The organism is Sulfuricaulis sp. (assembly GCF_040901545.1).
Taxonomy (GTDB): domain Bacteria; phylum Pseudomonadota; class Gammaproteobacteria; order Acidiferrobacterales; family Sulfurifustaceae; genus Sulfuricaulis.
This window is the reverse complement of the sequence record NZ_JBBDYL010000005.1, coordinates 99,523-122,760: the sequence shown is the minus strand read 5'-3', so window position 1 is coordinate 122,760 and position 23,238 is coordinate 99,523. Positions and strand designations below refer to the sequence as shown.

The following is a 23,238-nucleotide window of genomic DNA, read 5'->3' as shown; positions in this document are numbered from 1 at the left end:
GTGTAACTAAAGGGTTTCCGTATCTTCCTTACCGGATTTACCGCTTCCGTTCGTGCGAATGGGGCTTTAAACTCGCTCGGCTATGGCTAGAATCGATGCGAAAACGGCGGGGCCTCAGCTGGGGTTCATCGGCGCCGGCAACATGGCACGCAGCCTGGTCTCCGGTTTGATTAAAAACGGCTGGCAGGCGGTCCAACTCTCCCTCTCCGACCCCGAGCCCACCCAACGGGAGGCCGTTGAAACCGTACTCGGTGTAAACGCCTATGCGGACAACAACGAGGTTGCCGGGCGCGCCGATATTCTGGTGCTGGCGGTCAAACCCCAAATCCTTGCCACGGTGGCCAGAGCCCTGGCATCCACGGTCCAGAGGAAAAAACCCCTGGTCATTTCCATCGTCGCCGGAGTGCGTATCGAAGATATCGACCAGTGGCTTGGCGGTGGCCTCCCCATCGTGCGGGTCATGCCCAATACCGCCGCGCTGATCGGAAGCGGCGCCTCGGGGATGTACGCCAATAATAACGTGAACGCGGCCATGCGCAATCAGGCTGAATCCATACTGCGCGCCGTGGGCGTGACGGTGTGGCTTGAGTCCGAGGATCTCCTGGACGTCGTCACCGCGCTGTCCGGCAGCGGTCCGGCATATTTTTTCCTTGTCATGGAGGCCCTCGAGCGTGCGGCGATTGAATCGGGCCTGCAGCCCAAACAAGCGCGGTTGCTCACCATTGAAACGGCGTTTGGCGCCGCCAAAATGGCACTGGAAGGTCATGAAGAACCCGCCCAACTGCGCCGGCGAGTCACGTCACCCGGCGGGACGACGGAGCAGGCGGTGAAAGTGCTGGAAGACGGCGGTATTCGGCGCCTGTTCAAAAACGCGGTACAGGCGGCCATTGACCGCGCCCGCGAGATTGCCGACATGTTCGGGAAGAAACCGTGAACTCGTTTCTTACCGAGGCCGGCATTTTGCTGGTCGAGGTTGTCTTCGGCCTGTATCTCCTGGCGGTGCTGCTGCGCTTTTTGTTCCAGCTCGCGCGCGCCGATTTCTACAACCCGATATCCCAGTTTCTGGTCGCATTCACCAATCCCTTGTTGAAGCCCTTGAGGCGGTTGATCCCGGGACTATACGGGATTGACTTGGCTTCGCTGGTGTTGCTGCTGGCGCTCAAATGTGTCGAGTTATATCTGCTCCTGTTACTGGGGGGCGTTGCGGTTCAGTGGCTGCCGATCGTCGCCGCGGCCACGGTCGACCTGCTGCGGCTGACACTCAATGTCTATTTTTTTGCGATCCTGATTCGGGTGATTTTGAGCTGGTTCATGCCCTATGGCATTCACCAGAACCCGGCCGGCTCGCTGCTGGTCAGCCTGACGGAGCCGTTGTTGCGCCCTGCCCGACGCCTTATTCCTCCGATCGGCGGACTTGATCTCTCCCCCATCGCTGTCATCGTGGTCTTGCAGCTCATGCAACTCGCCTTGGCTCATCTGATACGTTAAACCCATAACCCATGCTTCTGGTAACGGCCCCTTCCTGGCCGGTCCCGGTCGTGGCCCGGTAGTCATCGCCGTAGCGTGTCGGTCCTGCCCCCAGAATCCGCCGGTTAATCCCCGAACAATCCCGACCCAGAGCAAGCGGACACCTTTCGACCCCGGCGGTGAGCCGCCCGAAACGACCAGGAATAATTTCTCCGCGCTCATAACCGACCACCCCTCTCCGCCCCCTACCCGGTTCAAGCCGTCCGTTGAAACGGCGCTTCCCAAGGCGGCAGATACTAGATATAGTTTTTAATTAAGTTTATATTCTAACCACCTGTATTCGCTGAATATTCAATATAATGATAAGTGCGCAACAGCTGACAGAACGGCCCCGACTCAGCATCAACGAATTCAGCCGCCGGCTGGGCGATTACAAACGTTGGCGCGACGAACTCATCGAGATCATTAACGAATACCAGACATGGGTGGAAAGCCACGGCTTGGCGAGCGGCGACGAAAATCTCCAGCTTTACGAATTGATCGACGCTCTGCGCTCGGACAAGCTCACGATTGCACTCGTGGCGGAATTTTCCCGCGGCAAAACCGAACTCATCAACGCCATTTTTTTCGCCGACTATCGCCAACGGCTCCTGCCCTCGGAAGCGGGCCGCACCACCCTGTGTCCGACGGAATTGCGTTACGATGAAAACGAACCCCCGTGTTTGAAACTGCTGCCGATCGAAACCCGGAAAACGCCCACCGCCATCGCGGAATACAGACGTACACCTTCCGCCTGGACGGTGATGCCACTCGATCTCGATTCACCCAAGAAGATGGCCGAGACGTTTCAGCAAATCACCAAGTCTAAATCCGTCAGCGCACATCAGGCGGAAGCGCTGGGTCTGTTTCACCCGCGCGCGGAAGCCACGGCCTATTTGCTCAACAGCGACGGAACGGTACAAATTCCCGTCTGGCGGCATGCCATCATTAATTATCCGCATGCATTGCTGAAGCAGGGCTTGATCGTGCTCGACACGCCCGGGCTTAATTCACTGGGGACAGAACCGGAATTGACGCTGAGCATGTTACCGAATGCCCAGGCGGTGCTTTTCGTTCTGGCGGCGGATACCGGCGTCACCAAAACCGATTTTGAAGTATGGACCAACCATGTCTGTCCCGCCAGAACCGGCAAAGACTCGGGTCGGCTGGTGGTACTCAATAAGATCGACGCCTTGTGGGACGAAATGAGCAATGAAACGGCCGTCGCCACGGCCATCGCGAAACAAATCCAGGAAACGGCCCGTATCCTGGGCACCGGCAAAAATCAGGTGCTTGCCGTCTCGGCCCAGAAAGGGTTGCTCGGTAAAATCAAAATGGATTACGCGCTGATCGAGCGCAGCGGAATACCAGCACTGGAATCCCGGTTATCCAGCGATATTCTCCCGGCACGGAAAGAATTATTGCGCGAGCGCATGATACACGATATCGGCTCCATGGTTGAGACCACCAACGCCATGATTGAGGCACGTGTCAAGGCGGTGTTGGATCAAATACAAGAACTGCAGGCGCTCGGCAGTGATAATCGTGACGCCGTGCAGGATCTGGTCAACCGCCTGCGTGACGAAAAACAACGTTATGATCAAACCCTCGTCAGCTTTCAGCAAACGCGCGCCGTGCTTTCGGATCAGGTAAAAATCCTGCTTGATTACCTGAGTGTCGAGGCCTTCGATGTCGTGGCGGGAAAAGCGCGTCAGGGGATGTCCGAATCCTGGACCACGCCGGGTCTGCGCGAAAGCATGAAATCGCTTTTCGACGGGGCGCTTGAAGTCATGGAAAAGACCAACAAACAAACCCTGCAAATCCGCAGCCTGGTCCAGTCCATCTACGGCAAATTCCACAGCGAACACGGGCTCGCCAAAATCAAGCCGGTGAATTTTTCTTTGCTGCCGTACCGCAGCCGGTTGCAAAAACTGTATGAAGAGGCCGAGTCTTTCCGTAACAGCCCGATGATGATCATCATGGAACAGCATTTTGTGGTTCAGAAATTCTTTGCTACGCTGGTCGATCAGGCGCGGGAGATTTTCAGCGAATGCAACGCTGCCGCCCGGACCTGGAGCAAGGCGATCATGGCGCCGATCCTGTCACAGGTGCGCGAGCACAAAATCCTGATGGATCAGCGTCTCGAAAATCTGAAAAAGGTTCACGAAAACTTCGATCACCTCGACGACCGCATTTCCGAACTTGAATCCAACCGCCAGAACCTGGAAAACCAGCAGCTCGTCATCCGCAATATGCTGCGCAAGATCAACCAGCCCCTGCCCACCGATTGCTAGTCACCGGCAGGCACGCGTAGCGGCGATCGCCCGTCTCACGGACCGGATGCCGCCATGAACCCCCCGCCCACCCGGTGTCTTGCCTCCGGAGCTAACCCGTTATGAACGGTCCGCATTTCTCGTGGCGTTCAGTCTGGCTCGCCCTGCGCAGCCGACGCACGGCGGCCGTCAGCCTGCTCTCTTTTTCCTCGGGACTTCCGCTCGGACTGGTGTGGATCGCCATTCCGACCTGGCTGGCGCGCGAGGGTGTGGATATTCGAATTATCGGCTTGTTCACGCTGGCACAAGCGCCATGGAGCTTCAAGTTTCTCTGGTCACCGTTGATGGACCGCTTTGCCCTGCCGCTGCCGCGGCTGGGACGGAAACTCGGCTGGACGCTGCTGTGGCAAGTGGCGCTGTTGCTCTGCATCGTGCCGCTCGGGGGGTTGTCTTTCAGCCCCGACATCCTTTGGATCATCGGCAGTCTCACCCTGGCCATCGCCTTCGCCTCCGCGAGCCAGGACATCGCCATCGACGCGTATGCCGTCGAAATTCTAGAGCCGGATGAACAGGGGGTCGCGGTCGGGGCGCGGATTGCTATCTACCGCGCGGCCATGTTTGTTGCGGGGGGATTGACGATCACGCTCGCCGGTTTATGGTCCTGGCCGGTCATGTTTGCCGTGCTCGCGCTGCTGTTCGTGCCGATGATGGCGGTCACCTTACTCGCCCCGAAACCCGACGCCGACCGCATTCACGCTCCGGCCACGCTGCGCCAAGCGGTGTGGGAACCGTTCGTGGGCTTTCTGTCAAAACGCCGCGCCCTGGAACTGTTGGCGTTCGTGGTGCTCTACAAACTGGCCGATAACCTGGCCGGTTCGTTGGTCCGCCCGTTTCTGGTGCAAGTGGGATTCAATGATTTCGATGTCGGCGTCGCCACCGCCACCATCGGTCTCGCGGCCACGCTCATCGGGACCTTCATCGGGGGCATGCTCACCACCGCCATGGGTCTGGGCCATGCCCTGTGGACTTTTGGCGCGCTGCAGATCCTGTCGAATTTCGGTTATGTGCTGATCGCCGAGATCGGCGTGAACCGGCCGCTGATGTACGGCGCCATGGGATTCGAGAGCCTCACCACCGGCATGGGCACGGGTGCCTTCAGCGTCCTGCTGCTGCGCATGACGCAAAAACAATTTTCCGCCACGCAGTATGCGCTGTTCTCGAGTTTGTTCGCGCTCCCGCGAATTCTTGCCGGTCCGGTAACCGGCGTCATGGTGGACGCCGTCGGCTGGAGTCAATTTTTCTGGTTTACCATTGCCGTCGGCATCCCCGGTCTGCTCATGTTGCACCGGTTCGCGCCGCTGGGTGCGCGTGAACCCGAAATTGAAACACCGGCCGAGATACATCCACGCCGGATGTCGCGCGGCAGGCTGTTAGTGCGGGGATTGCTCGGCGGGGTTATGGCATTCGCGATGGCGGCACTGGCGGTCGCGCTGCTGGAGGCCGTCAAGCGCCAGCGACTCGCGCCGTTGGCTGACTTCGATCTTTATGCGCCGATCATGGATTTGTTCCTGCCGGCAAATTTATCCGACTGGCTGAGCCTCTTTGGTGTCACCCTCTTCAGCCTGGTGTTTGCGCTTGCCACCGCGGCCACGGCCTTTGCCCGGTCAAAAAAATAACCGGGCCGCTCTGCTTTATCACAGCGCGCGGTCGTAATCGATAATCAACGGCGCGTGGTCGGAGAATCGTTTTTCCTTATAAATCTTTTCCTTACCTGCTTGTTTCGCCACCCCTGGCGTTGCTATCTGGTAGTCGATCCGCCAGCCGACGTTTTTGGCCCACGCCTGGCCGCGGTTCGACCACCAGGTGTACTGATCGGGCTGGTCGTTGAGGGTACGAAAGACATCCACCCAACCGAGTTCGTCGAACACCCGGGTAAGCCAGGCGCGTTCTTCCGGCAGGAAACCTGAATTTTTCTGGTTGGACTTCCAATTCTTTAGATCGATTTCCCGGTGCGCGATGTTCCAGTCGCCGCACAAGATATATTCACGCCCATCATGGCGCAGTTTCTCAAGCACCGGGAAAAAGTGATCCATGAAACGGAATTTCGATTCCTGGCGGTGGGCGCCCGCCGAACCCGAAGGCAGATAAACCGACACGATGCTCAGATCGCCAAAATCGGCCTGCAGGTAGCGCCCTTCGTCGTCGTGCTCCCTGGAACCGAAACCAACGCTTACCCGGTCGGGTTCCCGCCGGGCATACAACGCCACCCCGGCGTAGCCTTTCTTCTCGGCGCAGTAAAAGTACCCGCGTAAACCGGCCGGCGCCAGCATCCGATCGGTCAAGTCGGCATGCTGCGCCTTGACCTCTTGCAGGCACACGGCGTCGGCGTGCTGATGCCGCAGCCAGTCGTACAGACCTTTCTTGGCGGCGGAGCGGATTCCGTTGACGTTGAGCGTGATGATGCGCATGAAACGCAAGTTTCAAGTAGCAAGTGACAGGTGGCAAGTAAAACCTGGCGTGGGCCGTCCGTACCACCCTCTTGCTACTTGCTACTTGCTACTTGCTGCTTGTATCTTTTGCCTATGAAAGACTACCAGCGCGAGTTTCTGGATTTTGCCGTCGTGTGCCAGGCCTTGCGTTTCGGTGAATTCACCCTGAAGTCAGGACGCATCAGTCCTTATTTTTTCAACAGCGGTCTGTTCCATACGGGACATAAACTGATGTGCTTGGGCCGATTTTACGCCCAAGCCGTAAAGGATAGCGGCATTGCCTTCGACATGCTTTACGGACCCGCCTACAAGGGAGTGCCGTTAGCCTGCGCCACTGCAATCGCCATCGGCGAACGCGACGTGCCCTACGCCTTCAACCGCAAGGAAGCGAAAAAACACGGAGAAGGCGGGAACATCATCGGACACCCGCTGCACGGGAAAGTGCTGATCGTGGACGATGTCATCACCGCCGGTACGTCTGTCAAAGATTCCGTGGAGATCATTAACACCGCCGGCGCGGTCCCGGTGGGGGTCGTCATCGCCCTGGACCGACAGGAACGTGGCGCGGGATCGCTTTCCGCGGTGCAAGAAGTGGAACGCACCCTGGGCCTGCGCGTGATCAGCGTCGTCACACTGGAAACTATGCTCCGCTATCTGGAAGGAAAAAAAGACATGCGCCGGTATCTCGACGCCATCAACGCCTATCGCCGCACCTATGGCGCCTGAAGTGCCACGGGCCTGATTATTTTTCTTTTAGCGGTTCGCTTTCATTTGCCTCGCGGCGTTCGTGATAGCGCGTGATCTGGGTCTGCTTGGCCATGCGGATGGAACCGTCATGCGACGCGCCGCGTGCGATGGCCACCACGGGACTCGTGATTTTACCGCGGACGATCGCGGTGCGGGCGAGCTCCACCTTGCTGGTGGCGTGGATGTCCCCGTCAACGGTCCCCGCAACCACCACGCTCACGGCGCGGATGTTTCCCGTCCAGCGGCTGCCTTCACCCAGAACCAGAACACCTTCGATGTCGCATTCTCCCTGGACTTCTCCGTAAACAATATGGTTGTCATGGCCCTGGAACACGCCCTGGTAGCGTGATTGCGGTCCGAGCATGGTGGCGAAATCCTCGACCCGGTCGAGGGTGCGGCGATTTTTATTGCCGATCTTCAGGATTTCGTCGAGTTTCAAGGTGAGCCTTCTACAATCCGTTCGCGTTTCGTGGCCCTGCGGGACCATCACTAAAATAGTAGCAGACGTTGAAGCAGGCGAATTTATCCGGGAGAGCCGTTGGGGGGCATTAACATCATGATGATTTCAAACATGTGTTTTATTTGGAACCCCGGGGCCAGGGCGCGGAGGTAACGCGAATCACCGCAATAGGCCGGCGCATGTCGGTCGGCCGCCGTCTTTCGGAAGTGCGGCACCGCACGGCGGACGTGGTTGACATGACCTGCCACCAGCACCTATCTTGAGGTGATTAGGAGCCGCCCTTTATGTTGCTGAATAGATTTGTCTACGCACTTTCCCTGACCATCGGACTCATCCTGATCGTCTCCGGCTCTCAGGCCGCCGACAAGGTACATTCCATCAAGAAGTGCCAGGATGCCACCGGTCACTGGCATTACGGGGACACCGCCGCCGAAGAATGCACCAGATCCAAGATTACCGTAATCACGGAACAGGGTACGACTAAAAAGGTTATCGCGGCGCCGCCCACCCAGGAGGAACTCAATGCGCAGGAAGCGCGCCGGGGGGCCGTGGCGGAGGAAAAGAAACAGGCCGAGGAACAGGCCCGAAGAGATGCGCTGCTGCTGACGACTTACGGCGTGGAAAGCGACATCGTTTACGTGCGTGACCGGAAAATTGCGCAGATTGAATCCCTGATCAAGGCCAGCGCGGAAACGCTGAAATCCCTGCAGGGGGCGCTGACGCGCATGGAGGCACAGGCGGCGGATGAAAGCAAAGGCAGGAAGGAGGGAGCCGATAAATCCACGGCGAAAAATATTGAACAGACCCGGGCACAGATGACGCGTCATGAAGCGGCGATCGCCGCCAAGCGAAAAGAACAGGAAGAACTGCGCCAGCAATATGCCAAGGAATTGGAACGCTACCGCGAACTCAAAAAAGGCCAACTGGCCACTTCATCCTCCCCCGCGAAGAAACCGTAAATCATTCCCCCCGCTCGTAACGGGGACGGATCAAAACCACTGGTCGGCGGTTTAATGTTTCGGGCGATCACCGAAGGCAAAATGCCGGCAATTCGCGCCACGCCCGTTGATTACTTGAAATCGATGTCTTGAAACATCACCGCCATCCCTTCATCGGTTACGCGCACGACCCTGGCGGAAACCGTGGACAGTTTCTCGCCCCATAACTCGCCGGACATGCGCAGTGTTACAACTCGCCCGACGGGGAGACAGTTTTCCCGTTGCAGCAGAATGAATGCGCCGGACTTGCTGATGTTCCGGATGACGAGGTCTACTTTGCCAAGATGGGGTGGGTCGAGAATTTCAACGGAAATTGATATCCCCTGACGTTCATCAGCCCGTCTTTCCATGATACCCCCCTTGTTTTTGTAACGTTCTTGAATTTAACTTTATCATCTCAAAAAGGATTGTCTAGCGACAAACATTTAACAAGACTGGTAACGTGAGGATCGATACATTACTCCAGTTCGACGTGCCTTCCTGATTCTGCTGCTGTTGTTCGTCACGCTCGGCGTGATGATGCTGCTGCCGCCGATCGCACAGGACCCGATGTATCATGCCTTTGCGGACCGCCGCGCCCTGCTCGGGATTCCCGGTTTTCTTAATGTCGTCACCAATCTTCCCTTTCTCGTTGTCGGATCGGCTGGAATTATTCTATGTGCTCGCGGGCCTGGTTTTTCCGGGGCACGTTGGGCTTGGCTTTGCTTTTTCATCGGCGTGACGCTAATCAGCCTGGGTTCAGGTTATTACCATCTGGCGCCTGACAATAACACCCTCGTGTGGGACCGATTGCCGATGAGCATCGGATTCATGGGGCTCTTGGTTGCCGTGGTGAGCGAGCATGTCAACGTGAAACTCGAAAGGATTCTGCTTGCGCCGGCAATATTGCTGGGCGTCGCCAGCGTCATTTATTGGCATTACACGGACGATCTGCGGCTGTATGTGTGGGTGCAATTCATTCCCTTGCTGGCGATTCCCGCATTGCTGTTAATGTTTAAAAGTCCCTATCCCCATAGAGGGTTGTTGATCGCAGCCCTGGGAATCTATATCGCCGCCAAGGTCGCCGAGTATTACGATCACGCTGTTTTCGTACGGACCGGAGCACTGATCAGCGGACACTCGCTCAAGCATCTGCTGGCGGCGCTCGCGCCTTTCCTGGTGTATGTGATGCTCAAGCGACGCGCATTCAGGAAAAATTGACACTCTGTAACTCCGGGATCCACCCATGCACCGATCAATCGCAACCGGTTCATTGCGGTAAACCTGGGCTGGCCCCGGACAATAACGTCATGGATATGACGACACATCGGGTTCTTTCGCCGACCCCAACGGCGCGGTATCCTCATCTCTTAAAACACTGAGGGTGGTTGCCATGAGCGAAGCTGTGCGTATCGGTATCGTCACCGTCTCGGACCGTGCCAGCCGCGGTGAGTATCAGGACCAGGGCGGGCCGGCGATCGCGGAATGGCTGAAACTGGCGCTGGCTACCCCGTGGCAACCGGTAATACGCCTGGTCCCGGACGAGCAATCGGAAATCGCGCGCGTGCTCCGCGAACTCTGCGATGGCGAGCGGTGTTGCCTTGTCATTACCACCGGCGGCACCGGTCCGGCGCCGCGTGACGTAACCCCGGAAGCCACGCTGGCGATCGCCGACAAAGTCCTCGAAGGATTCGGCGAGCAGATGCGCGCCGTGAGCCTGAAATACGTGCCGACGGCGATACTTTCGCGCCAAGTCGGCGTCGTCCGCGGGAAAGCGCTGGTGATCAACCTGCCGGGCCAGCCCAAGGCGATCAAGGAAACACTCGATGGCATTTTCGCGGCCGTCCCGTACTGCATCGACCTGATCGGCGGGTCTTACCTCGAAACACGCGAGGAAGTGATCAAGGCCTTCCGCCCGAAGTCGGCCATACGTCCCAAAAATTAACAGCGGTTGAGAAAAAATCGTATAACACGGGATTTCACGCCAGCCGACAAACTTGACCAACCACGACAGGTACCGATTATGTCCGCTTATATCATTGTGGATGTCGAAATTACCGATCGCGCCAGATTTGACGAGTACGCGAAGTCCGTGCCGCCAACCCTCGCTGGGTACGGCGGCCGGTTCCTGGCGCGCGGCGGGAAAACCGAGAATCTCGAAGGTAAGTGGCAGCCGCAGCGCGTGGTCGTCATCGAGTTCGAATCGTACGAACGCGCGAAACAGTGGTGGGCCTCCGAGGAATACCGTGCCCCCAAGCAACTGCGACAGAGCGCCGCGATCACGAACATGATCGTGGTGGCCGGCGTTTGATCACGGACGGCAGAAATGGAAAGCGTGGGATCGAATCCGTGGTTACCGCGCCGCTGACGCGGCCGGTTGGGATTAGTGATTCCACGGCGCCAGGATGAACTTATGACGCGACGTATTCCGTGGTGGTTCTTGCTATGCGTGCTCATGGCAACGGGTGTGTCATTCGCGGACACGGCATTGCCGGTGTTTGATGCGCATATTCATTACAACGCGGACGCAGCGGACGGGACCGCGCCGGAGGCGGTGATCCGGATTTTCGACCGCGCGGGAGTCACGCGGGCGCTGGTGTCGAGTACGCCGAATGACGGAACGCGGTTGCTGCACGAGCAGTATCCGGACCGGATTGTGCCGATGCTGCGCCCCTATCGGACGGACGCCGATCGGGGCGGATGGTTCCATGATACGGCGATACTGGCCTTGGTCGAGCAGGAGCTGAAGCGCGGTATTTACCGGGGCATTGGCGAGTTTCATCTATTTTCCGGTCAAGCGCAGACTGGTGTGATTCGGCGCATCGTTGAACTCGCCGTACAACGAAACTTGCTGCTGCACGCACATTCGGACGCGGGCGCCATTCGCGAGCTGTTCGCGATCGATCCCAAGTCAAAGATTCTGTGGGCCCATGCCGGCATGGCGTCATCGCCGGCGCAGATCGCGGCCCTGCTCGACCGGCATGCGACATTATGGGTCGAGCTGTCAGGACGCAACAGTGACGTAGCCCCGGGTGATCGTCTCGATCCGGCGTGGCGCGCGCTGTTTTTGCAGCATCCCGACCGATTCCTGATCGGCACCGATACCTGGACGTCGCATCGCTGGCAGGAACTGGCGACGGACATGACCACCGTCCGGCGCTGGCTGGCCCAGCTTCCGCGCGAGATCGCCGAAAAAATCGCCACCGGCAACGCTGAACGCGTGTTCCCGCGCTGACGCAAGCATCATGGAAGACGTTGAGTCAATCCTGCACTACTGGTTCGGTGGGGCGGCGAACAACGCCGAGATCGTCCGCGAGAAATCGGCGTTGTGGTGGAAAAAGGATCCCGGGGTTGACGCGGAAATCCGGCGCCGTTTCGAGATGATGCTGGATGCCGAGATAAAGGACGAGTTTGCGTCATGGAGCAGCTCCCCTCGCGGTCAGCTGGCACGGGTACTGCTGTGCGACCAGTTTCCACGCAACATGTATCGCGACTCGCCGCGTGCGTTCGACTACGACGAGCGCGCACGGAAGCTGGCGCGTGAGGCCCTCGATGCGGGTCGCGACAAAAAGCTGCGCCCGGTGGAGCGGGTATTTCTGTTCCTGCCGTTCGAGCATTCCGAGGCCGTGGACGATCAGGTGTTGGGCTTGCGGCTGTACACGGCATTGGTTGAGGACGTTCCCGAAACCGACCGGCCGACGTACCAGAAATTCCTCGAGTTCGCCCGGAAACACAAGGAAATCATCGACCGTTTTGGCCGTTTCCCGCACCGCAATGCCATTCTGGGTCGGCAATCTACCGCTGCTGAAGCGGAGTTTCTGAAAGGGCCCGGCTCATCTTTTTGAAAAACTACTGAAAGGATAATACACATATGAAAGCGAGCGTCATGACCGCGCCCGGCGGACCGGAAGTATTAAAACTTCAGGATTTGCCCGACCCGACGTTGAACTTGGATACGGATGTGCTGGTGCGCGTGCAGGCCGCCGGGGTTAATCCCGTCGACACCAAGATGCGCGCGCAGCCGAGCGCCTACCCGGTGCCGTTGACGAATGTATTGGGCTGCGACGGCGCCGGAATTGTTGAGGCCGTGGGCAAAGCCGTTAAGGATTTCAAGCCGGGTGACGCGGTGTATTACTCCCAACCGCCGATGCACGGACGGCTGGGCAATTACGCCCAAAAGGCGGTGATCGATTACCGGTTGATCGCGAAGAAACCGGAGAAATTTTCTTTTGAGGAGGCCGCGGCAGCGCCGCTGGTGCTCATCACCGCGTGGGAATCGCTGCACGACCGGGCGCAGGTAAAACGGGGAGATAAAGTTTTGATTCACGCCGGCGCCGGCGGTGTCGGACACGTCGCGATACAACTGGCGCGGATCGCAGGCGCGGAAGTTGCCACGACCGTGGGGACACGCGAGCACGCCAAGTTCGTCACGACCCTCGGCGCCCAACGCGCGATATTTTACAAAGAGGATGACTTCGCGGCGGCGGCGCTCGAATGGACCGGAGGACGCGGGGTGGATGTCGCGTTCGACACGGTCGGCGGTAAAACCTTCACCGACAGCTTTGCCGCCGTGCGCTACGCCGGTGATCTCGTGACCCTGTTGCAACCCGGACCGGATGTCGACTGGACCGTGGCGCGGGTGCGTAACCTGCGTGTGAGTTTCGAACTGATGTTGATTCCAGTGGCCCTGGGTCTGACGGAAGAAATGGCCCATCACGGAGAAATCCTCAGGCGCTGCGCCGCGCTGATCGATCAGGGACAACTGCGGGTGCACGTCGGTAAAGTGCTGCCGCTGGCGCAGGCGGACGCGGCCCATGCTCTGCTCGCGGCCGGCAACATGACAGGCAAAATTGTTTTGGCCATCGATTGATCGCCGACCCGGGTGACGCGAAGCGCTTTTCCCGCCGGCGGCCGCTCAGTTTCGCTGCGGCAAAACCGCCTTCAGTTTTTCGCGAGCGGAACGTAGCAACTGCTCGGTGGTCTCCCAGCCGATGCAGGGGTCGGTCACGGACACGCCGTATATCAATTGCTTCAGGTCCGCCGGGATCGGCTGGTGGCCTCCGTGCAGGTGGCTTTCCAGCATCAGCGCCACGATCGAGCGGTTGCCTTCCAGGATTTGATTAACGCAGTTTTCCGCCACCAGCGGCTGGACCGCGGGATCCTTGTTGGAGTTGGCGTGCGAGCAGTCCACGGCGATGTTGAGAGGCAGTTTGGCCTTGGCCAGTTCCTTCTCGGCCAGGGCGATGGAGACCGAATCGTAGTTCGGGTGCCCGTTGCCGCCGCGCAGCACGATATGGCCGTAGCGGTTTCCGCGGGTACTAAACACGGCGCACTGGCCGTCCTGATTGATGCCGAGGAAATGATGCCCGCGCGCCGCCGACTGCAGCGCGTTGATCGCCACCGTCAAACTGCCGTCGGTGCCGTTCTTGAAACCGAGCGGCGTGGACAGTCCGCTCGCCATCTCGCGGTGCGTCTGCGACTCCGTGGTGCGCGCGCCGATGGCGGTCCAGGTGATCAGGTCGGAAAGATACTGCGGCGTGATCGGGTCGAGCGCCTCGGTCGCGGCCGGCAACCCCATCTCCGCCAGGTGCAGTAGCAGCTCGCGCGCCAGGTGCAACCCCTTCTCGATGTGGAAGGAATCGTCCATGAACGGATCGTTGATCAGGCCCTTCCAGCCGACGGTGGTGCGCGGCTTCTCGAAATACACGCGCATGACGAGATAGAGCGTGTCATTCACCTCTTCCGATAACCGCTTGAGGCGCGCGGCGTATTCCTTGGCCGCTTTGATGTCATGGATCGAACACGGGCCGATGACGAAGAACAGGCGCGGGTCCTTGCGGTCCAGGATGCGCTGCACCGTCTCGCGCCCCTGCAACACTGTCGCCTGCGCGCTTTCGGTCAGCGGCAGCGCATCCTTCACCTGCTGCGGCGTCGGCAGCAGGTCCTGCGACAGGACGTTGAGATTGTTTACCGGATCTTTGGCCATGGGAGATTTCTGGAACGGGAGTCAGATCACAATAGTCGCTTATGTTAGCGGAAACTGTGATTCGATCCCATTTCTTCGCCCCAACCCGCCGCCTTCAGGGCGGGATCAATGTGCCCGGCTCTGGTTTCGGCTTCGTTCATGAGTTTTTCAAAACATACCGACCGGTCTTATTTCCACCGACCTTCTCGACCACACCTGCGTCAAGCAGCGGACGCAATAAATCCATCGCACCCTGCCGAGACACACCCAACGCCTCCCATATTTCAGCCGGAGCCATGCCCCCGTGATCGCGGAGCAGGTGGAGAAGCTGTTCCTGACGCGGACGTAAAACCAGTTTTTCCGTGGACTTTGCCTGGAAGGTTTGAATCCGCAGCCATGCCCGATCCAAGGTTTGCCGGAGTCCCGCCGTACAGTATTCCAGCCATGCCGTCATATCTTCTCCGGCCCGCCGCACACCATCCAACGCGGCATAATATTTTAGCCGATCTTCCCAGTAATACTCATCCACCGAAAAAATATGATGCGTGTCAAAGCCGCGCCGGTAGAGTTCCCACAAAGCAAGCGTTCGGCCGGTGCGGCCATTGCCGTCGGCAAAAGGATGAATCGCCTCGAACCGGTAATGCAGAATGGCTGAACTGAGAACCGGCGAGAGTTTTTCTGCGGCCGTGTTCCACCACTCCAACAACTCGAACATCAGTCCCGAAACCGCATCCGGCGGAGGAGGAAGATACCGCCCGACCCGAACAGCGATCGTCCGGTATTTTCCCGCCTTGCCCTGATCCATCACCTCCCCGGCCAGAATCCGGTGCAGCTCCAGAATGTCCGCATGACGAATAGTTTTCTTGGCCGTATTTTTTTCCACATAGCGCAATCCGGCAAAATAATTGAGGACTTCGCGCTTGGGCCGCGCACCGGACGCGGAGAGTTCGCGCCCTTCTTCCAGGGCGCGCACCTGTTCGAGGGTCAGCGGGTTTCCCTCGATTGCCGTCGAGGCATGTCCGTTACGCGTACGGGTATCCTTCTGCAAAGCCGGCACCCAGGCAAGATCGACCACCGCGCTTTGAATGCGCTCGCGCAGCGCCGCCACCTGCTCAACTTCAGCAAGCAGGGTTGGAGTGATGGTGAATTGCGGAACATAGGTCATGGGAAAAGGCTAATTGAGTGTCAAGTATAAGTCAAGTTATGAGTCAAGTCGCCTCACAACTCCCCCCGCGAAAGCCTTATGCAGCAGCGATTTTTTCAGATCATCCAGCGCGGCGAGCTTGCGCCGGCTGGGGGATTCGAGGCGTCAGCGGTGGTGCGCGGCTTCTCGAAATACACGCGCATGATGAGATAGAGCGCATCGCCCACCTCCTCCGCCAGCCGTTTCAGGCGCGCGGCATATTCATGGGCCGCCTTGATGTCATGAATGGAACACGGGCCGATGACGAAGAACAGGCGCGGGTCCTCGCGGTCGAGGATGCGCCGCGCCGTCTCGCGCCACTGCAACACCGTCGCCTGCGCCTTCTCCGTCAGCGGCAGCGTATCCTTAACCTGCTGCGGCGTCGGCAGCAGGTCCTGCGAGAGGACGTTGAGATTGTTTACCGGATCTTTGGCCATGGGAAATGCATTAGAAAGCCAGCAAGTTTAACGCGTCGCGCGCTCGATCCAAAATCGGCCGGCCAGATGTCCGCGTCGGATCGATGCGGTTCAACTTCTGCTTGCGACGGTTACCGCGGCAGCGTCAGTACCGCCTCGAGTCCGCCGCCGGGGCGGTTGCGCAGCGTCAGCTCGCCCCGGTGGGCGTGGGCAATATCGCGCGCGACCGACAAGCCGAGCCCGACCCCGCCGGTCGCACGGCTGCGCGAACCCTCGACCCGGTAGAACGGCTCGAAGACGCGCGCGAGTTCCGCCTCGGGAATGCCGGGACCGTCATCGGCGACGATAATACGCAGTTCGCGCACGGCATCCTCGGCGCGCACCTCGACATGGGTTCCATACTTGAGCGCGTTCTCGAGCAGGTTCGTGAGGCAACGCTTGAGCGCCAGCGGCCGCGCCGGATACGGGGCCACCGCCTGATCATGCACCTTTACCGCGTGCCCCGCCTCCTCCATGTCCGCCTGCAGGCTTTCCAGCAAAGCCAAAACGTCCACCGGCTGCACCGGTTCGTCGGCGCGCACGCCGCGCAGGAAATCGAGCGCCGCCGTGGTCATGGCCTCCATCTCGGCGAGGTCCTTGGCGAATTTCGCCCGCAGCGATTCGTCCTCGATCAGCTCGGCGCGCAGCCGCAACCGCGTGATCGGCGTGCGCAGATCGTGCGACACGGCCGCGAGCGTCTGTTCGCGCGCGCGCAGATATGTCTGGAGCCGCTCCTGCATCGTGTTGAAGGCGGCCGCGGCGCGCCGCACCTCCACCGGTCCGTCCACGGCGAGCGGCGGGCGGCGGATGTCACGCCCCAGCTCGTCCGCCGCGACCGCAAGCACGTCGAGCGGGCGCGTCAACCAGCGCACCGCGAGCAGCGACAATCCGATCACCGACACCAGCAGCACCGCGAGCGTCAACAGCAGCTTGGTCGGCCAGGCGAACGGCGCTTCCGGCAGTCGCTGGGCGAAACTGACCCAATGACCGTCCCGCAGTTGCGCCTGCACCAGAAAAGAGGCGCCACGCAGCGGCAGTCCCGCCATGAGTCCCATGTGCTGCCCGCCCATGTGGCCGCCGCGCGGCGGTCCCATGGGCTCGAAATCGACTACCGCCTCACCCGGCTCAAGTACCCCGACACGCAGCGTGCGGTCGTCACTCAGCGCCCGGCGCAGGATTGCGCGCAGGCGTGTCGCGTGCATGCTTTCCGCAAACGCCGCGTTGGTCCCGGATGATTCGCCCAGGGAAACGCGCAGGCCGGTGGTGTTCACGGCCGGCAACATCAGGAGACGCTGTTCCGGCGTGAGCGTGTCGAACACGCGTATGATGCCGGCGATCCGTTGCGCGGTGGAGAGACCACTGGCTTCGTAAAGCGACGTCGCGCGGTCGCGCAACAGCAAGGCCGCGCCCAGGAGCTGCGCCAGCAGCAACCCCCCGAGCAGCACCAGCACCAGGCGGCCGAACAGCGTTGATGGAAGCCAGCGCATTATTTCCGCGCCTCGACCGCGGCGGCGAGCACGTAACCTTCGCCGCGCACAGTCTTGATCAGCACCGGTTCCTGGACGGTATCGCCCAAGCGCCGGCGCAGCCGGCCCACCTGCACGTCGATGCTGCGATCGAACGGCGTGGACTCGCGCCCGTGCGTAAGATCGAGCAGCTGGTCGCGGCTGAGCACCCGATTAGGGTGCTCGAGAAACACCGTGAGCAGACGGTACTCACCGCCGGACAGCGGAACCACAACCCCGGCCGGCGAGGTGAGCTGGCGGTGCGCGAGGTCGAGTACCCAGCCGGCGAAGCGCAGGTGGCTGATCTCGGCCGCGGCCAGCGGCTGAGGCGCCTGCGCCCGGCGCAGCACCGCCTTGATGCGCGCGAACAACTCGCGCGGGTTGAACGGTTTCGGCACGTAATCGTCGGCGCCCATTTCGAGCCCGACGATGCGGTCGGTCTCTTCGCCGCGCGCGGTCAGCATGATCACCGGCAGATTCGAGCGCGCGCGCAGATTACGGCACAGCGTGAGACCGTCCTCGCCCGGCAGCATCAGATCGAGAATCACGAGATCGAACCGCCCATTTTCGAGCGCGGCGTGCATGCCGCGGCCGTCCGCCACGGCTTGCGCGCGCATGCCCTGGCGTTCCAGATAATCGCGCAGCAGGCTGCGGATTTCGGCGTCATCGTCCACGATCAGGATGTGCTCGGGTCGGTCCATGGCGTCTTTATACCCCGGTTGCGGCGCGTCAGCGCGGGGAAATTGTAACGCAATGTAACGGTCGCGCGGCTGACGCAATGCGTTACAAAAATCCCCGCCCGCGACACATCGCGGTTACACGGGGGTGGTTTCATGCGGCTCGAAGCAGGTTCTCATCCAACTAACCAAGGAGATACGTCATGAAAACATTTTCCAAGATTGTCATCGGTACCGTCGCTGGCGTGGGCATTGCCCTGACGGCGGCCGCATTCGCCCAAGGCCCTGGATACGGTCATGGTCCCGGCGGTTACGGACATACAATGGGCATGCACGGGCCCGGCGGCGGGATGCATGGACCCCAGGGGTACGGTGGCGCGGGCATGGTCGATACGCACCTTAACGCCATCAAGAGCGAGCTGAAGCTCACGGACAATCAGACCAAAGCCTGGGAGGCCTTCGAGAAATCAGTCCGCAATCAGGTACAGTCGATGCACGAAGGCCGGACGGCCATGCGCTCCGGTGGGCAGAATCCGGATGCGCACATCGCGTTCATGGAGCAGCGGCTTGCGGGCATGAAGGCGGTGCAGAAAACACGCACCGATCTGTACGCGGTCCTGACGCCGGAGCAGAAGAGCGTTATCGACCGGTATGGGTTCCACGGCTCACGCTATTAAGCGGCAAGAAGCGGCGGGGCATCTCGCCGCTTCTCTTGTATTTAGTTTAGGTGCACCCCCCGGCAGGCCCCTCATTGAATCACGTTTCTTGACCTGTCGGGGTGCGTTACATGCGGCAGCGCGCTTTTCACCTGCTGCGGCGTCGGCAGCAGGTCCTGCGACAGGACGTTTAGGTTGTTAACCGGGTCTTTGGCCATAGGGCTTATTGCATGGAACTGGAGTCAGATCACAATAGTCGCTTATATTAATGGAAACTATGATCTGACCCCAATTATTTCATGAACGTTCGTCACACCGATGAAGCCAAGAAATCAATTGGCGTTTCAACTCTGGAGTTGCTTAAAACCATATTTGAACAATCCAGCGGCCTTCCGCCTGGAGTAGGCGCAACTCGTTTCCGCGCAAAGTATCCGAAATGGATGGACGAACTCCACAGCATGGGCCATTCCAGCATTCTACTGAAGCCGGATTTCACGAAAGATACCTACCGCGTATCAGCCTATGTCCTGCCCCTTATTGAGTCTCAGCATGCATCCGAGTTACTTGCCTGCATGGAAGCAGTGTACAAATACTTGCGTAAATACTATGACGAACATCTGCTACAGCCGATTCGTGCTAATCAATTAATTGAAACGGCTGGAATTGAATACACGCTATTACTAGAGTCACTTTGCTATATGCGTGATGTGGATGGTTGGTGGAGCGGCTTAGGTAACGATTTTCCTCTGGAAACGAGCTCAACAATAGTCGTCAACGAACGGGTATTAAAATACGATTCATTCAGCGAGTTAATCTCACGAGTTTACGAGAACACTTATGTTATTCCAGCTCGATATCCGGGAGGATTGACCTGGGTTGATCAATTTGACGAATCGCTCGTTCAGTCTAACCATCCGGAACAAGAAGTTAGAAACACAACCGATATAATTGCGATAGAAATTCTTATACATCCCTTAATTCAAAAGAGCTCGCTTAAGCTGTTCTTAGACGGGCATCTTCGAGAAGCAGTTCTTAATTCGATAGTGGCAGTATTTGACTTGATTCGTGATCGCACGGGACTTAAAGAGGATGGGGACCGTTTAATAGGTAAAGCATTCTCTCTAGACGATCCTTTCCTAGTATTGAGCGAGCTTGCTACTGAATCTGGCGCCAACGATCAAAAAGGATTCATGCAAATATTCAAGGGGGCTTATCAAGGAATCCGCAATACCAAGGCCCATAGACTGGAGCACGATCTTACAGAGCATAAGGCCGCTCAGTATCTCGTTTTTGCAAGTCTCCTTGCACGAAGGGTCGACGAGGCCTCTCTGATGAAACGAACAGATCCTTAAAAGCTCCTTGAAAGATATACATAATTCGTTGCTTCGAGCGATCAAAGAGCAGACGCGCCCGGCTCGAATCTTATCTCACGTAATCGCAAATAAATTTGCAAAACAGGGGGGCGACAGATCTAAACTTGATTTCGACAAACTTGAATCTGCTGTTCAGGATAAATTGAACAAGGAAGGATTGGCTGGTCTCAATTCACTTTCTATTGAGACTGGAGACGCTGAATTTGACGCCAAAGATATAAAAATAATCCTTGAGCCAGCAGATATTAAGGACCTCGGAGACAGAATTTCTGAGACAATAGAAAAAACACTTCCAAAGATCACGGTTGATCTGTCGAGATCATTATTGAGAGGAATAAAGCGGAATTCCAAGAAAGGTCTTCAAGATCGTCGCGTTGAACAGATTTCCTTCGAGTCTGGACTCTATGCTCATTGGGGTAAAGCACTTGATTTGCTTGCTGTTGAAGTTGCATTGGGCACAGAAATTGGTGAGCAACTGAATGAGTCACTTCGCAAGAAATTCAGAAAGAAGAACTTGTCTGTCGTTGATGCGCTTACACGATTGCACGCTCGTGCAATTCAAGTAGCGCGTGAGGTCGAGATCCTCCTATTAAGCGGGTATGCGGACGGTGCTATAGCGAGGTGGCGAACGCTTCATGAAATCTGCGTGGTTTCGTGGTTTATTCGGGAACAGGGGAACGAGGTTGCAGAACGATACTTGTCCCACGTTGCGGTAGATTCTTGGCGAGGTGCGATTCAATATAATCAGTACGCTTCGATTTTGAATTACGAGGAGATTCCCAAAAGAGAGCTGAAAGCTCTTGAGCAGGATATTCAAAAACTAAAGCGACGCTTCGGAGAAAAATTTCTAGAAGAGTATGGATGGGCTTCTGAAGCTTTGGGTAAGAAAAATCCTAGATTTTCAGATATCGAACGCTCAGTGGGCCTCAGCAAAATTCGCCCTTACTACAAACTTGCCAGCCACAATATTCATGGAGGACCAAAAGGAGCGATTTATCGAATAGGACTCCCGCCTTACTCCAAACCGATGCTTTTGGCAGGCCCAAGTAGCTCGGGATTGGAAGAGGCAGGAAGATTGGCAGCCTTTTCCTTCGCCCAAATCACAACAAATATACTGCTGTTCAGTATTTCGTTTGACTCATTAGTCTGGTCCAGAATAATGCTCGCACTTTCTCGGAATGTAGAGGCGCAGTTTATTAAATCTCAACTGCGTCTTGAGCAGGAAGGGCACAAGAAACTGCGGAGAAAGCAAAGAAAACGAATCTCAAGGTCGGCATATCTTGGACGGAAAAATATAAGGCGCGAAAACGGGGTCAGATCACAATAGTCGTTAATATTAACGAAAACTGTGATCTACCCCCAATTCTTAAGGCTTAGCCGAAGAGTTTTCCCTGCGACTGGACATCGGACCTGAGCTCTGGCCAAAGCTCGACAAACGATTCTGCGGAAACACGTGCCAACTCGTTCGGCTCGATCTTGTTCAAACCGCCGCCGTAAACCCGGCCTTCGCCGCGGAGTTCCTGGCCGGTGACTTGACCGAGCAGAGCGTGGACGGCTTTGGCACGGTCGGGATGACGGCGAAGCATCGTCGCAAGGCTGTACTGCGGGTAGAGCATAAGATAGAGATTAGTTCCAATCGCCTTCGAGCGGTTCCAGATGAAGCGGAACGGCTGCTTGTCGTCGGAGCCACGGCCCATGTATGTGCAGAGGAACGGGGCGGGTTCTCGCTGTTCCTGTTTGTACCACGGGCTGCGCTTGCCGATCAGATAGCCGTCCATGATGCCGAGTGCTTGGGCAGTTTGAAGGTAATCCCAAAGTGCCGGGTGCTTGGTTTCGACCATCGGTTCGGGCAGGTCGCAATCGATCACACACAATTGGCGGTCGATGAGTGGATAGCCGTCAGCGTCAGCGTCGATGATCGTGGTCTTAAGGTGACGCGGGCCGGGAAGGATCGGGCGGAGGTACTTGTCCGGCAGGCCGCGACTCTCCGCGTCCGCGCGGTCGAGGACAAAAAACTTATTGCAACCGGTGGCGATGCCACGCTGGACGCGGAAGAAGTTGCCAAGTGTCGGGCCGCTCCCGTCGCTCAGCGTGAGCCGGTCGTTCTTTGCGTGACTCGGGTATACGGTCCACTTGCGAGACTCGCGCAAACGTTCAAGCGAGATGAAGTCGCGAGCGTGCGGTTCGGTTAGCGTGCCACCGTAGGTAAACTCGACGGCGTGACCCACAGCGGGCGGCGTCTTGCGGAAGACCAGCACGACCGACGACACAAGGGCATCACCGAATTGAACATCGTCGGGATCGAAGCGGTGGGCGCGGAGAAGCGTCACCTTGTCCGTGAGATAGCACTTAAGGGCCGCACCGTAGTTAACATCCATGAACTCCGACGGAATGAGCCAAGCAGCAATCCCGCCATCCTCCATCCACGCCGTAGCAAGAAGCAGGAAATAGACGTACAGACCCGCAAGGCCGTTGACCTCAACACCGGTCATCTTGAACGCCAGGCGCTGGAGGCGTTCCTTGTCCTCGCGGTCCATGTGGTGATGACGGACATAGGGCGGGTTTGCCATGACAACGTTGGGCGCGGCCGGGCACGAGCTGTTGGTGACGATGCGGGTGAAGTCGCCGCGCACCACCTTGAGACCGGCATCGGCCCACAGCTCGCGGGCAGCATCGGCAAACGCAGGATCGAGTTCGACCCCCACGGCGCTCTTCATTCTCTTGGAGCCAAAGACGGCAAGCGCCGCCGAGAAGAAGCTGCCCGAGCCAATCGAAGGATCGGCGAAGCGAATTTCACTCTTGCGCCTTTCAACGATGAGCGATTCGACATACCGGGCGATATCAATGGCGAGGGTGTTTGGCGTGGCGAACTGACCGAGACGATTTCGTTCCGCTGCTGACTTACGCGTATCGATATCCGCCTGCATTGCTTGGCGGCGAATTTCAACCAGGTTGTATTGGTGCGCGATCAT

General features: G+C 58.2%; 24 protein-coding genes and 1 pseudogene. 15 read left to right on the top strand and 10 right to left on the bottom strand.

Translation table 11 applies throughout. The features are described 5' to 3' along the window. The first annotated feature begins 82 nt into the window (after positions 1-82). The 4 genes from proC to WD823_RS01675 all read left to right on the top strand — a co-directional run bounded on the left by proC (position 83) and on the right by WD823_RS01675 (position 5,455). Positions 83-934 carry a pyrroline-5-carboxylate reductase gene (proC, locus tag WD823_RS01690; RefSeq protein WP_368427742.1) on the top strand — a complete coding sequence of 284 codons (852 nt, stop codon included), beginning with the start codon at positions 83-85 and terminating at the stop codon, positions 932-934. After that, positions 931-1,488 carry a YggT family protein gene (locus tag WD823_RS01685; protein ID WP_368427741.1) on the top strand — a complete coding sequence of 186 codons (558 nt, stop codon included), beginning with the start codon at positions 931-933 and terminating at the stop codon, positions 1,486-1,488. The genes proC and WD823_RS01685 overlap by 4 nt, the downstream gene beginning before the upstream one ends. Before the next feature lie 338 nt (positions 1,489-1,826). Continuing rightward, complete coding sequence (locus WD823_RS01680; protein WP_368427740.1) at positions 1,827-3,800, top strand: dynamin family protein; 1,974 nt, start codon at positions 1,827-1,829, stop codon at positions 3,798-3,800. Positions 3,801-3,901: 101 nt separating this feature from the next. After that, positions 3,902-5,455, top strand: coding sequence for an MFS transporter (locus WD823_RS01675; protein ID WP_368427739.1), 1,554 nt, complete (start codon positions 3,902-3,904; stop codon positions 5,453-5,455). An 18-nt stretch (positions 5,456-5,473) separates the two neighbouring features. Here the strand turns inward: WD823_RS01675 and WD823_RS01670 are convergent, their stop codons facing one another. After that, the gene (locus WD823_RS01670) at positions 5,474-6,247 is read right to left on the bottom strand and encodes an exodeoxyribonuclease III (RefSeq protein WP_368427833.1); all 774 of its coding nucleotides are present in this window, start codon (positions 6,245-6,247) and stop codon (positions 5,474-5,476) included. Positions 6,248-6,361: 114 nt separating this feature from the next. Here WD823_RS01670 and pyrE point away from each other — a divergent pair, with 114 nt between their 5' ends. Further along, entirely contained in the window at positions 6,362-6,994 is a 633-nt protein-coding gene (pyrE, locus tag WD823_RS01665; RefSeq protein WP_368427738.1) for an orotate phosphoribosyltransferase, read from the top strand. Between the two features lie 16 nt (positions 6,995-7,010). Here the strand turns inward: pyrE and WD823_RS01660 are convergent, their stop codons facing one another. Continuing rightward, complete coding sequence (locus tag WD823_RS01660) at positions 7,011-7,454, bottom strand: polymer-forming cytoskeletal protein (protein WP_368427737.1); 444 nt, start codon at positions 7,452-7,454, stop codon at positions 7,011-7,013. A 305-nt stretch (positions 7,455-7,759) separates the two neighbouring features. On the opposite strand from WD823_RS01660, the gene WD823_RS01655 reads away from it, so the two are divergent. Then, positions 7,760-8,434, top strand: a complete 675-nt coding sequence (locus tag WD823_RS01655) for a hypothetical protein (protein WP_368427736.1) — start codon at positions 7,760-7,762, stop codon at positions 8,432-8,434. A 110-nt stretch (positions 8,435-8,544) separates the two neighbouring features. Here WD823_RS01655 and WD823_RS01650 read toward each other — a convergent pair whose 3' ends face one another. Next, the gene (locus tag WD823_RS01650; RefSeq protein ID WP_368427735.1) at positions 8,545-8,823 is read right to left on the bottom strand and encodes a PilZ domain-containing protein; all 279 of its coding nucleotides are present in this window, start codon (positions 8,821-8,823) and stop codon (positions 8,545-8,547) included. 145 nt (positions 8,824-8,968) lie between these two features. On the opposite strand from WD823_RS01650, the gene WD823_RS01645 reads away from it, so the two are divergent. From WD823_RS01645 to WD823_RS01620, 6 genes are all read left to right on the top strand, one after another. Then, entirely contained in the window at positions 8,969-9,673 is a 705-nt protein-coding gene (locus WD823_RS01645) for a ceramidase domain-containing protein (RefSeq protein ID WP_368427734.1), read from the top strand. A gap of 172 nt (positions 9,674-9,845) precedes the next feature. Further along, positions 9,846-10,397 carry a molybdopterin adenylyltransferase gene (mog, locus tag WD823_RS01640; protein ID WP_368427733.1) on the top strand — a complete coding sequence of 184 codons (552 nt, stop codon included), beginning with the start codon at positions 9,846-9,848 and terminating at the stop codon, positions 10,395-10,397. Positions 10,398-10,475: 78 nt separating this feature from the next. Beyond that, the gene (locus tag WD823_RS01635; RefSeq protein ID WP_368427732.1) at positions 10,476-10,763 is read left to right on the top strand and encodes a DUF1330 domain-containing protein; all 288 of its coding nucleotides are present in this window, start codon (positions 10,476-10,478) and stop codon (positions 10,761-10,763) included. Between the two features lie 102 nt (positions 10,764-10,865). After that, a complete protein-coding gene (locus tag WD823_RS01630; protein WP_368427731.1) occupies positions 10,866-11,687 on the top strand; it encodes an amidohydrolase family protein in 822 nt (273 codons plus the stop codon). 10 nt (positions 11,688-11,697) lie between these two features. Then, on the top strand, positions 11,698-12,297 hold the full coding sequence (locus WD823_RS01625) for a DUF924 family protein (RefSeq protein ID WP_368427730.1): 600 nt from the start codon (positions 11,698-11,700) through the stop codon (positions 12,295-12,297). Between the two features lie 26 nt (positions 12,298-12,323). After that, positions 12,324-13,322, top strand: coding sequence for a zinc-dependent alcohol dehydrogenase family protein (locus WD823_RS01620; RefSeq protein WP_368427729.1), 999 nt, complete (start codon positions 12,324-12,326; stop codon positions 13,320-13,322). A gap of 45 nt (positions 13,323-13,367) precedes the next feature. On the opposite strand, the gene WD823_RS01615 is transcribed toward WD823_RS01620, so the two are convergent. The 5 genes and pseudogenes from WD823_RS01615 to WD823_RS01595 all read right to left on the bottom strand — a co-directional run bounded on the left by WD823_RS01615 (position 13,368) and on the right by WD823_RS01595 (position 18,261). Continuing rightward, positions 13,368-14,438, bottom strand: a complete 1,071-nt coding sequence (locus tag WD823_RS01615; protein WP_368427728.1) for a 3-deoxy-7-phosphoheptulonate synthase — start codon at positions 14,436-14,438, stop codon at positions 13,368-13,370. 136 nt (positions 14,439-14,574) lie between these two features. After that, complete coding sequence (locus WD823_RS01610) at positions 14,575-15,582, bottom strand: Fic family protein (RefSeq protein WP_368427727.1); 1,008 nt, start codon at positions 15,580-15,582, stop codon at positions 14,575-14,577. Between the two features lie 149 nt (positions 15,583-15,731). Then, a pseudogene (locus WD823_RS01605) lies at positions 15,732-16,037 on the bottom strand (3-deoxy-7-phosphoheptulonate synthase); the annotation flags it as partial. A 110-nt stretch (positions 16,038-16,147) separates the two neighbouring features. Then, positions 16,148-17,542 (bottom strand): ATP-binding protein, encoded by a 1,395-nt coding sequence (locus WD823_RS01600; protein WP_368427726.1) that lies wholly within the window; start codon positions 17,540-17,542, stop codon positions 16,148-16,150. Continuing rightward, the gene (locus WD823_RS01595; protein ID WP_368427725.1) at positions 17,542-18,261 is read right to left on the bottom strand and encodes a response regulator; all 720 of its coding nucleotides are present in this window, start codon (positions 18,259-18,261) and stop codon (positions 17,542-17,544) included. Before WD823_RS01595 ends, WD823_RS01600 begins: the two co-directional genes overlap by 1 nt. Positions 18,262-18,440: 179 nt before the next feature. On the opposite strand from WD823_RS01595, the gene WD823_RS01590 reads away from it, so the two are divergent. Continuing rightward, positions 18,441-18,914, top strand: a complete 474-nt coding sequence (locus tag WD823_RS01590) for a Spy/CpxP family protein refolding chaperone (protein WP_368427724.1) — start codon at positions 18,441-18,443, stop codon at positions 18,912-18,914. Positions 18,915-18,985: 71 nt separating this feature from the next. Here the strand turns inward: WD823_RS01590 and WD823_RS01585 are convergent, their stop codons facing one another. After that, positions 18,986-19,111, bottom strand: a complete 126-nt coding sequence (locus tag WD823_RS01585) for a hypothetical protein (RefSeq protein WP_368427723.1) — start codon at positions 19,109-19,111, stop codon at positions 18,986-18,988. Positions 19,112-19,192: 81 nt separating this feature from the next. Between WD823_RS01585 and WD823_RS01580 the strand changes: the two genes are divergently transcribed. Both WD823_RS01580 and WD823_RS01575 read left to right on the top strand, forming a co-directional pair. After that, positions 19,193-20,245 carry a TIGR02391 family protein gene (locus tag WD823_RS01580; protein WP_368427722.1) on the top strand — a complete coding sequence of 351 codons (1,053 nt, stop codon included), beginning with the start codon at positions 19,193-19,195 and terminating at the stop codon, positions 20,243-20,245. 7 nt (positions 20,246-20,252) lie between these two features. After that, a complete protein-coding gene (locus tag WD823_RS01575; RefSeq protein ID WP_368427721.1) occupies positions 20,253-21,593 on the top strand; it encodes a DUF5677 domain-containing protein in 1,341 nt (446 codons plus the stop codon). 46 nt (positions 21,594-21,639) lie between these two features. Here the strand turns inward: WD823_RS01575 and WD823_RS01570 are convergent, their stop codons facing one another. Continuing rightward, the gene (locus tag WD823_RS01570) at positions 21,640-23,238 is read right to left on the bottom strand and encodes an N-6 DNA methylase (protein WP_368427720.1); all 1,599 of its coding nucleotides are present in this window, start codon (positions 23,236-23,238) and stop codon (positions 21,640-21,642) included.

Excerpts from the sequence above, each read along its gene's own strand:
- pyrE (WP_368427738.1), top strand. The coding sequence starts at position 6,362 with ATGAAAGACTACCAGCGCGAGTTTCTGGATTTTGCCGTCGTGTGCCAG.
- WD823_RS01620 (WP_368427729.1), top strand. The coding sequence starts at position 12,324 with ATGAAAGCGAGCGTCATGACCGCGCCCGGCGGACCGGAAGTATTAAAA.
- mog (WP_368427733.1), top strand. The coding sequence starts at position 9,846 with ATGAGCGAAGCTGTGCGTATCGGTATCGTCACCGTCTCGGACCGTGCC.
- WD823_RS01655 (WP_368427736.1), top strand. The coding sequence starts at position 7,760 with ATGTTGCTGAATAGATTTGTCTACGCACTTTCCCTGACCATCGGACTC.
- WD823_RS01675 (WP_368427739.1), top strand. The coding sequence starts at position 3,902 with ATGAACGGTCCGCATTTCTCGTGGCGTTCAGTCTGGCTCGCCCTGCGC.
- proC (WP_368427742.1), top strand. The coding sequence starts at position 83 with ATGGCTAGAATCGATGCGAAAACGGCGGGGCCTCAGCTGGGGTTCATC.
- WD823_RS01580 (WP_368427722.1), top strand. The coding sequence starts at position 19,193 with ATGAACGTTCGTCACACCGATGAAGCCAAGAAATCAATTGGCGTTTCA.
- WD823_RS01650 (WP_368427735.1), bottom strand. The coding sequence starts at position 8,823 with ATGGAAAGACGGGCTGATGAACGTCAGGGGATATCAATTTCCGTTGAA.
- WD823_RS01630 (WP_368427731.1), top strand. The coding sequence starts at position 10,866 with ATGACGCGACGTATTCCGTGGTGGTTCTTGCTATGCGTGCTCATGGCA.
- WD823_RS01595 (WP_368427725.1), bottom strand. The coding sequence starts at position 18,261 with ATGGACCGACCCGAGCACATCCTGATCGTGGACGATGACGCCGAAATC.
- WD823_RS01670 (WP_368427833.1), bottom strand. The coding sequence starts at position 6,247 with ATGCGCATCATCACGCTCAACGTCAACGGAATCCGCTCCGCCGCCAAG.
- WD823_RS01635 (WP_368427732.1), top strand. The coding sequence starts at position 10,476 with ATGTCCGCTTATATCATTGTGGATGTCGAAATTACCGATCGCGCCAGA.
- WD823_RS01610 (WP_368427727.1), bottom strand. The coding sequence starts at position 15,582 with ATGACCTATGTTCCGCAATTCACCATCACTCCAACCCTGCTTGCTGAA.
- WD823_RS01615 (WP_368427728.1), bottom strand. The coding sequence starts at position 14,438 with ATGGCCAAAGATCCGGTAAACAATCTCAACGTCCTGTCGCAGGACCTG.
- WD823_RS01600 (WP_368427726.1), bottom strand. The coding sequence starts at position 17,542 with ATGCGCTGGCTTCCATCAACGCTGTTCGGCCGCCTGGTGCTGGTGCTG.
- WD823_RS01590 (WP_368427724.1), top strand. The coding sequence starts at position 18,441 with ATGAAAACATTTTCCAAGATTGTCATCGGTACCGTCGCTGGCGTGGGC.
- WD823_RS01570 (WP_368427720.1), bottom strand. The coding sequence starts at position 23,238 with ATGATCGCGCACCAATACAACCTGGTTGAAATTCGCCGCCAAGCAATG.
- WD823_RS01680 (WP_368427740.1), top strand. The coding sequence starts at position 1,827 with ATGATAAGTGCGCAACAGCTGACAGAACGGCCCCGACTCAGCATCAAC.
- WD823_RS01625 (WP_368427730.1), top strand. The coding sequence starts at position 11,698 with ATGGAAGACGTTGAGTCAATCCTGCACTACTGGTTCGGTGGGGCGGCG.
- WD823_RS01585 (WP_368427723.1), bottom strand. The coding sequence starts at position 19,111 with ATGGCCAAAGACCCGGTTAACAACCTAAACGTCCTGTCGCAGGACCTG.